The sequence below is a fragment of the Joostella sp. CR20 genome, from assembly GCF_038433465.1.
In the GTDB taxonomy this organism is placed as follows: Bacteria; Bacteroidota; Bacteroidia; order Flavobacteriales; family Flavobacteriaceae; genus Galbibacter.
The window spans coordinates 1-7917 of record NZ_JAESVF010000020.1; the positions used below are offsets into that span (position 1 = coordinate 1).

Annotated in this window: 3 protein-coding genes; 1 reads left to right on the forward strand and 2 read right to left on the reverse strand. The window is 34.9% G+C overall.

The annotated features are described in order from the left end of the window. The coding region (locus JMA43_RS13730; RefSeq protein ID WP_342157281.1) for a hypothetical protein at positions 1-5369 on the reverse strand (5369 nt) is incomplete at its 3' end. 838 nt (positions 5370-6207) lie between these two features. Between JMA43_RS13730 and JMA43_RS13735 the strand changes: the two genes are divergently transcribed. Continuing rightward, positions 6208-7191 carry an integrase core domain-containing protein gene (locus JMA43_RS13735; protein WP_342157282.1) on the forward strand — a complete coding sequence of 328 codons (984 nt, stop codon included), beginning with the start codon at positions 6208-6210 and terminating at the stop codon, positions 7189-7191. Between the two features lie 180 nt (positions 7192-7371). On the opposite strand, the gene JMA43_RS13740 is transcribed toward JMA43_RS13735, so the two are convergent. Further along, on the reverse strand, positions 7372-7893 hold the full coding sequence (locus JMA43_RS13740; protein ID WP_342157283.1) for a hypothetical protein: 522 nt from the start codon (positions 7891-7893) through the stop codon (positions 7372-7374). Positions 7894-7917: the final 24 nt, after the last annotated feature.

Genomic DNA, 7917 nt, shown 5'->3' on the forward strand with positions numbered 1-7917 from the left:
CTTACCGTATAGCCTGTTGTATCACAACTTAAATCGCCGACCGTTAAAATTGGTTCTTGACATAATTCTGGACATTCAGGAGAGTTTACGGTTACTGTTTTAGGGTCAGTACATCCGCTAAATGTAGCTGTAATATCTACTGGGGTTCCTGTATCTATTCCTTCAATTGCAGTACTTTCAGCATTCAGAGTTCCTTCCGAAGAAGTAATAACAACTCCTGTTGCCACTGCTATTTGAACATCATATGTTAATAAATCATCTGAACAAACTGTACCTCCAATACTTACATTTGGATTGATACATGGATCTGAACAATCATCTGGCGACACAATGGTAATTGAAGTTTCGCAAGCACCATTTACTGCAGTCACTATAATATCGGTACCAACGGTTCCTGTTAAAGTTCCGTCTCCATTATCTGTTCCGCCATCAATAACAATAACTGCTCCTGTTTTCTCTATATAAGTTGCTGTATAAGTGCTAGAACCTACACCGTCGCAGAATCCTTGACCTACCGATAAATCTGGCAATACACAGGTTGTTGGACATTCCGTAGGAATCTCAACAATAGTTTCTGTTATACACGTATCTCCGTTTTGAGCTGTAATTGTTAATGTAGTTCCAAAAGGAATATCATTAATTGTATTAGTTGTAGCATCCAAAGTACCCGCACTTGGTGTAATTGTTTCTCCGTCGCTTATATATGTTAATGAGTACGTTGTTACATTACACACTAAATCGCTTACAGTTAAGACAGGATCTTGACATTCTTCACGACATTCGTTTGGTGCAAAAGCGCTTACTGTTTGCTCGAAATCACAATTAGGATTACTCGCTGTAATAAATACATCGGTTCCAATTGGAATATCAACAATCATATTATTTGCAGCATCAACTGTACCACTATTCACTGTAATTGTAGCACCTTCACTAGCTACATAAGGAATTGAATACGATAATAAATCGGCTGCGCAAATTCCTCTTCCTACACTTACATCTACATTATCACAAGGATCGTCGCAATTTGCTGGACTTGCAATGGTAATGACCGTTTCGCAAGCGCCATTTGTTGCTGTAACAACCATATCGGTTCCTACGGTTCCTGTAATGGTTCCATTTCCGTTATCAACTCCACCTGTAATTGTTAGTACTGCGGCGGTTGTTTCTGTGTAAGCAACTGTATAGTCGCCTCCGCCTACACAAACTGCTTGCCCGACTGATAAGTCTGGCTGCACACAAGTAGTAGGACAAGTTGCTGGAATTTCAACAGTACTCTCTGTAGTACAATCTATACCATTTGTTGCTGTAACAACCAATGTGGTACCAAAAGGAACATCTGTAATTGTTCTTGTAGCTGTATCTACTGTTCCTGCATTGGCAGAAATATCTGTAGCACTAGAAGTATAGCTTACTGTATACCCTGCAGTATCGCAAGTTAAATTTCCTATGGTTAAAACTGGCTCCACACAACAGTTTTCATCGTAAGTGTATTGCACTGTGGTTTTAACTTGAATAGAACTTCTTGGAGTAGAAGTAAATGAACCAGATCCAAAAACACCATTACGAGTTACTGCTCTAATACTGATGTCTATTAAATTCCCATCGTTGATAAAATTAGCTAAGTCGGCTGCTGTAGTAAATTCTTGCGTAACCGTATTTGTAATTCTATTTTGAACTACGGCAATATCATCATCATCCGTTTCATCACCAGTTAAATTTGTTACCCAGTTTGGATTTAATTGAGGGTCATACCCTAACATTAAATTGTCTATAACCTCTGGATAATCCCTATTCATTCCAGATATAGTAAAACCACCTGAATCTCCAAGCCAACGACCCTCCGCAGGAACTGATATTCCAGCAGGAATGTCTATAGGGTCTATTGGCACGGTATCATCTATCACATCGGAATAGGTATTTATAACAGTACCATTATTTGAAGCCTCAAATGTTAATGTAAACCTAGTACTAGGTTCAAAATCACTTTCAGCAGTATTTCCATTTTCTATAATATATCCTCCAATAATATCAATATCGTAAACAATTTCTGCCTTCGTCAAGGTACGTCCAAAACTCTCATCAAACTTTGGAAGTGTAACGTTTACTGGCGTACTAAAATTAGCATCTCTTTCTAAATACGAAGTATAGGCAACTACATTTCCTGTTGCTTCACCTTCACAAGTTTCTGAACAAGTCCCTGGATTTGCCAAGGTAAAAGTTTCTACATTTACACAATCGCCGTTGGCTGTCACGGTAATTGTAAAATCGGAAGCCTTATCTACAAGCGCTCCGTGGTATATTCTGAAAAAGACTTCTTCTCCGTAATTATTCTCATCAGCAATTTCAAAAGCACCATCATTATTTTGTGTGTATACTTCTACAGCATCTCCACTTTGCGAAGCTGTTACAGCATACGTATAAGGAGCTGCTATATAATCTAAAGTACCGTCTAGCATTACCGAAAAAGTAATATAATCATCGGCTTCATCTGAAAAAGTACCTGCGTTTGAACACACAGCATCCGATATTACAGATGTTTTTTCTTGACAAGAATTAATTGTTAAGGTTACTGTTGTAGTATCGCTACCAGAGCATCCTCCTTCAACAGTATATAAAAAAGTATAAGTTCCATCGAGCACTTCACTAATATCCCAATTTTCAGAATCGTAAATAAGTCCTTCGCTCGAAGTCGCTGTGGTTTCTTCCCAATATCCAAAAGCATCATAATCGCCATCGATATAATCAAACAAATCGACCATATCCCCAACATCTTCCCTACTGATGGTAGCGGTTTGTCCTGTTCCCGCCTCTGGATTGGTAGTGTTCTCTGCAGTTATATTGTATGAAAGTACCGCATCTGCACAATCGGTACTACTACCAGGATATGAAATAGTTGCAAAGTACTCGCCAACATCGGTAGCTGGATCGAAAGCATCGAAAGTTAATGTATTCCCCGTAGCTAATACGGTTGGATCGGTGCCTTTGGTCCAACTGATATCCATAAACGTAAGTCCGTTTAGATACAGAGAACCCGACTCGTCTTCACATAAATTATTTGCACGGATACGTGGTAATTTTTCTGCGGAAGTATTTGCTCTAAATTCAAAGATATTTCCACAGTTATCCAACATTTCAAATGTATAAAGTCCAGACTCCAAACCTTCAAACACAGGAGAAGTACCATTATCTACAGATAGCGCTTCTCCGTTAAAGGCAGTTATAGAATAACTAATAGGCTCTACCCCTGAAGCATCGATTACCGCTGTGGTAGTACCATCTAGACATTGAAACACATAATAATCTTTTACTTGGGGTGTATCGTAATACTCAAATTCATCGAGGACTTGATTACATACATCTAAAAAACCATTAGCGTTTGAGCCAGGAATTCCACTTATATCATCTGTAGAATAATATCTAGATGTCAAAACAATTCTATATCTGCCGCTTAAAGTAAGATTTTCAATGGAACCACTTACCTCTTCAGTAAAAGTTTCACGTTCAGATTGGTTTCCTTGGACAATAAGTGTTTTATAATAAAACTCATCATTATTTGCATTTGAAAACCCGTCGCTAGTCCTTCCCCATCTTCCTGTTTCTTCGTTATAGTATTGTAATGAAACTTGAGGTACAGCTAAATTATACCTAAAATCAACATCTACACTAAACGACCCACAATCGGGATTTACCGTATAATCCACCTCTCCAATAGGCAATTCCTCTACTTCAAAACTTTGGGTGATGGTTTCTCCACAAACTTCTGCTTCTATTGTATATGTACCTAATGTTAAATCCTGTACGGCAGCATAAGTATATTGATAACCAGCTATAGGATGTGTTTGTATATCTGTCACTTTAAAATCGATCGCCCCAGTATAATCTGATGGAAATGAAATAAGTTTGGCAGAGGTAATTTCATATACTGCTGTATAATCTCTTTCTGGATTATAATTACCATTATTCATATTGTTTACTTCTGCAGTCGTTAGTGTATTGGAATGTATCCGTACAGAAGTATTCCCATCACAATTATTTCGTGTTTGATAAATTACTAAATGTTTATCTGGATCATCAATAGTCAACGTTCTAGATACTGTACCTGTTCCACACTCTCCTAAAACTTTTATTGTGTAATCTCCCTCCGGCAAAGTATTTTCGTTATCTCCAATTAAACGAGTAGGTCCAGTAGAAGTATCACCTTCATTTACTTCTCTTACATAAGCATCTAGCGTAGCGTCATAAGTAAAGCCATAATCTTCAGGTATAAATTCAGTATTAGTAAAATCTTCAACGACCAAACGATATGGTGGAATTACTTTTATATCTGCGCTATAAAACCAAATATATTCTCCTCCACATACTCCTGGTAAATCTCTAACATCCAACCCTCCTTGATCAGAATTAGTACGGTTAATGGTTTGTGTTGTTGTTTGTGTATTTCCACAGGCATCGGTTATTTCTATGGTTACATCCCAAATACCGTTAACATAATAGGGTTGCAATTCATTATTTAGGATATTACCACTTTCTGTAGTCCCTGTAATAACCGTTGGGTTAGCAGCATCATTTGGGTTCTCTATAGTTACTGTATACGTATACGGAACCATCAACTGTCCGTAAGCAGCAATGTTTGCTGGAGTATTTCCACGAACTTGTAATAAATAAGGAGCTTCGTTACAGTTTACAGGTGCATACACTACCAATCTCCAAAACATATTATCTGTGTTTATTAAATCGGCTCTGGTAGTAAAAGTTCTTACCCTAGTGGTCCCACAAGGATCGGTTACAGTAACCTCATAGGAAGTTTCTCCTTCCAAACCAGAAAACACCCCCGTGGTATTACTTTCTAAAACAGCCGTGCTTCCATCATTAAGTCTTAACTCAAACAATGCACCTTCACTGGCAGTAACAGTGGTTGTTAACTCTATTCCGTCGCAAAGTAATTCATCTGAAAGCGAAAAATCTAAAGCCTCTACATCTCTAACAACCGAGAAAGTAGCAGTGTTAACACTTTCAACACCACCAACATTTTCAGTAACTTCTATGGTATAATCGCCAACTGCGAGATCTTCAATTAGGTATGTTAAAGTTTCGCCTGTAGCTGTTTCGTCTTCAATAATAATTGGCACCGTAGGGGCAGTGTCATTAAAAACGGCAAAACTAAACTCTGCTCCAACCTCTGTTTCTGTAATATTAACTGTAACATCGGCTCCTGCTCCAAAGCAAGGTTCTGTACCTGCATCTACAGTCATTGTAAACGCAAACATAGAAGGTAACATTCGCGGCATTAAGTTTGTAGTTGCAATAGTTGCTATGGCAACACCAACCGTAAGAATGCTTATAAATAAAATAAGTAATTTCTTTTTCATAGACTTTATTTTATCCTGTTTATTGATTAGTCTTTTTAAATATTCTGTTTAAATTTTAATACGAAAAATCGCATTAAAAAATCGTCAACATGTTTATATACAACAAATTGAACAAACACCTAACACTTTAATTTAAAGCATTACGCATTCATTTTCAGTACATTAATAATGGGGGATAGAATATTAATTTTGGGTAAGTAGGACAAAGCTACCAACTTACATGTAGGCAGAAAAGCAATATCATTAAACAAATTAATATAAATGATACCTTATTTTCTTTTATTCAAAAGTAAGAATTATCTTTTAATAAATAATGTAAAAACATAGTATAAAATCTAAAATTTACATGTAAGAGTAACAATGACAGAGTTTTCAACAGTTTCTTACTTTTTGTTAGAATAGAAAAAATACAGCAAGAGTACTATGCGTTCATTGTATTTTTGGGTTATCGGCGAAATTAACATTTGCTGAAATTCTTCTTATTTCAGCAAAATGTTGTTTTATTGTGGAATTGTTTAATTGTTTAAACGTTTATTCGTTGAAGTGTGAAAAGCGGTATGAGATTTCTCTCTGCGTTCGAAATGACTAACTATTCTTCCAAAATATAATACTGCATCGAATTGTCATTTCGAATGAGGCGTAGCCGAAGAGAAATCTATTTTCTTGAAATGGCGAATTGTTTAATCGTGGATTCGTTGAAGTGTTGAAGTGTGAAAAGCGACATGAGATTTCTCTCTACGTTCGAAATGACTAATTATTCTTCTAAAACACAATACCGTAACGAATTGTCATTTCTGTAAAGGTTAACTAATTCATTGACAAAATTGTATATTTTGTTATGCGTATAAATACAGATGATTTAACCCTAGTTCGAAGTTATTTACAAAAGTATCAATTTTTGATAAGTGAGTATGAACAAGTAAAAAACAACACACATCCACGTTATCGTTTTGTAAAAGAATTTTACCAAGCCAATAGTACAGACCGACGTACTTTTTTAAAGTATTACAATCGTTTCAAACAAAGTGGCAACCAAAGAGATTTATTGCCTAGAAAAAGAGGTCCCAAATGGAAAACTAGAAGACCATTACCTTTTATTGAACGAAAAGTATTAGCTTTAAGAAATCAAGGCAATAATAAATATGAGATTAGTTGTATTTTAAAACCTAAATTAAAGCAATTTACACCCACACCTTCTGGTGTTTATAATATATTAAAACGACACGGTGTAAATAGATTAAATCCAAAAATGGTTGAAAACAAAAGAAAAATCATTAAAAAGAAAGCAGGAGAATTGGGTCATATTGATACTCATTACTTGCCTAAAGGAATTGTTAATTCAGAACCTAAGAAACGCTACTATTTATATGGCATTATAGATTCTTGTACTCGAGTTGCTTGGGTAGAATTAACAGAAGATTTAACAGCATTAACGACTATGTTTTCTGGACTTAGAAGCTTTAATATTCTCGCCAATCATTATAATATTAAGTTCAAGGAAGTTTTAACTGATAATGGTTCTGAGTTTGGTAAAAAAGAGAGCAAATCTAAAGCAGGCCATCCTTTTGAAAGAATGCTAACTGAGTTAGAAGTAAAACATAGATATATTAAACCTTATAGACCACAAACCAACGGAAAAATTGAACGTTTTTGGAGAACAATTGAAGAAGATTTAATTCATGGAACTTATTTTGAATCTAAAGAACACCTGAAAGAAGAAATATTGCAATATATTTATTATTACAATCAAGAAAGACCACACCAAAGTTTAGACGGTGTAGCTCCTAATATTTTTAACCAAAAATGTCAACGAATTAGTTAACCTTTACAATTTCGAATGAGGCGGAGCTGAAGAGAAATCTCAATTTCATTAACTGTTCATTTCTTGAATTGTGTGAGTTTTTAAATTTTTCAATCCTTCAATAATCAACAAAAAAACCGTTTTCAATTTGAAAACGGTCTTCTAAAAAATAGAGGGACTTATAGTGCTCTCTAATAGTTTTTAAAATTCAGTAAATGAATTTCCAACTTTTACAATATCAAATTTTTCATAAAACTCCGGACCATTCAATATCTCTTTTAGATTGTTTTTAGAATCTTTACTTCTTAAGAGTATTTCAAAGTCATATTTTTTTCCTGACTTTTCTGTTATTGTCAAGTAGTTTTTGTTTCCATAAATTGAGTGTGTTTTCCAACTTCCATAGTCCATATATCTCAGAAAAACATTTTCAATTTCATTTAAAGGAATACTTACATTTTCATCATTTACGTTAAATTCAATTCTTTGAGTAGAGATCGTTAATTTTCCAATTCTTTTTGGTTTGATTAAGAATTGACCAAATAAAAAATATGCCCCAAACAAATAAATCGCTAAAGCTAGATACCACAAATAGATATTTTGGCTTTCTCTATCATAAATAAAAATATAAAATGTTGAAATAAAATATAGAATTCCAAACACAACTCTAATGGTTTTATTGAATTCCTTAGTTTTCACTATTTCGGTTTCAAACTTTTTCGCCATTTCTCAAATTATGGTTAACATGTA

Coding starts and splice junctions, on each gene's coding strand:
- JMA43_RS13740 (WP_342157283.1), bottom strand. CDS start 7,893: ATGGCGAAAAAGTTTGAAACCGAAATAGTGAAAACTAAGGAATTCAAT.
- JMA43_RS13735 (WP_342157282.1), top strand. CDS start 6,208: ATGCGTATAAATACAGATGATTTAACCCTAGTTCGAAGTTATTTACAA.